Here is a 380-nt window from a genome sequence, read left to right on the forward strand (position 1 = left end):
ACAGCTATGGCCGACCGGATGCTGATCCCGCCGTTCTTGGTCCGCCGGATTTGGCGCCCGGCAGCGTAACGGAAGACGGCCGGAAGTTGGAGGGCTGGGGGAACACGGGACCAGAGGGTCTGGATCACCGTCCGCCCCTTGCGGGTCCGGCGTTGGGCCTGACCTGCCACTGTGCGCTGGGACCAGCGGAACCCGATCTCGCCAAAGTACAGGTCGGCATGGTCGGGGCTGATGTGATGGAAGACGCCGGCGATCGTGCGCCGGACACGATCGGTGAAGCCCTCGGCCGAGTTGGCATGCACGCTGCCGCGAACATACTCGCGCTGGGAATGGCGGATCGTATCGTGCGCACCGAATGCGCTCCCGATGGCGACGAACGC

General features: G+C 66.6%; 1 protein-coding gene. It reads right to left on the reverse strand.

Features of this window, described 5'->3' with window-relative positions; genetic code table 11:
- On the reverse strand, positions 1-380 hold a 380-nt coding region (locus tag HL658_RS36535; RefSeq protein ID WP_211109951.1), incomplete at both ends, for a transposase.

This window comes from Azospirillum oleiclasticum, from assembly GCF_013423485.1.
Classification (GTDB): Bacteria; Pseudomonadota; Alphaproteobacteria; order Azospirillales; family Azospirillaceae; genus Azospirillum; species Azospirillum oleiclasticum.